The organism is Rhizobacter terrae, assembly GCF_003852895.1.
Lineage (GTDB): Bacteria > Pseudomonadota > Gammaproteobacteria > Burkholderiales > Burkholderiaceae_C > Albitalea > Albitalea terrae.
The window spans coordinates 1-1031 of record NZ_QUSW01000027.1 but is presented as its reverse complement, the minus strand read 5'-3'; the positions used below and the strand labels follow the sequence as shown (position 1 = coordinate 1031).

Annotated in this window: 1 protein-coding gene; it reads left to right on the top strand. The window is 68.0% G+C overall.

The features are described 5' to 3' along the window. Positions 1-1031: condensation domain-containing protein (locus DZC73_RS29525; protein ID WP_235835333.1), on the top strand; the 1031-nt coding region annotated here is incomplete at both ends.

Here is a 1031-nt window from a genome sequence, read left to right as displayed (position 1 = left end):
CGAGGCACCGCAAGGCGAGGTCGAGACCGCCATCGCCAGCATCTGGGCCGAGGTGCTGCAGCTCGACCGCGTGGGGCGCCACGACAACTTCTTCGAACTCGGCGGCCATTCGCTGCTCGCCGTCACCGTGATCGATCGCATGCGTGCCGCTGGGCTCGAATCGGATGTGCGCCGCATCTTCGCGACGCCGACGGTGGCGGGACTCTCGGTCTCGCTGGGGCGCGATGAGGCGACCGTGGTCGTGCCGCCGAACCTCATCCCGGCCGGCTGCCAGCAGATCACGCCGGCCATGTTGCCGATGGTGTCGCTCACGCAGGAGCAGATCGCGCGCATCGTGGCTGCAGTGCCTGGCGGCCATGTCAACGTGCAGGACATCTACCCGCTGGCACCGCTGCAGGAAGGCATTCTTTTCCACCACCGCATGGCGGCTGCGAACGACCCGTACCTGCAGCACGCGATCTTCACCTTCGACACCGAAGCACGGCTTCACGGTTTCGTCGCTGCGCTGCAAGCCGTGGTGCGGCGCCACGACATCCTGCGCACCTCGGTGGCCTGGGAAGGATTGCCCGAGCCGGTTCAGGTGGTGTGGCGCGATGCACCCATTGCCATCGAGCAAACAGCGATCGATCCTGCCGCGGGCGACGCGGTGCATCAGTTGCGTGACCGCTTCCATGCCGGGCAGCATCGCCTGGACCTGCAGCAGGCGCCGCTGCTTCGAGGCATCGTCACCGAAGACACCGGCGACGGCCGCTGGGCGCTGCTGATCCTGTTTCACCACATGGTCCTCGACCACACGACCCTCGAGATCGTGCAGCAGGAAGTGCAGATGCAGTTGCTGGGCCGGGGCGAGGAGCTGGCCCGGCCGAAGGCATTCCGCGAGTTCGTGGGGCAGGCGAGGCTGGGGATGTCGCGGCAGTCGCACGAGGCGTTCTTCCGGCGGATGCTGGGGACGGTGGAGGAGCCGACGGCGCCGTACGGGCTGATGGACGTGCAAGGCGACGGCAGCGCGATCGCGCAGGCGCAGCGTGCGG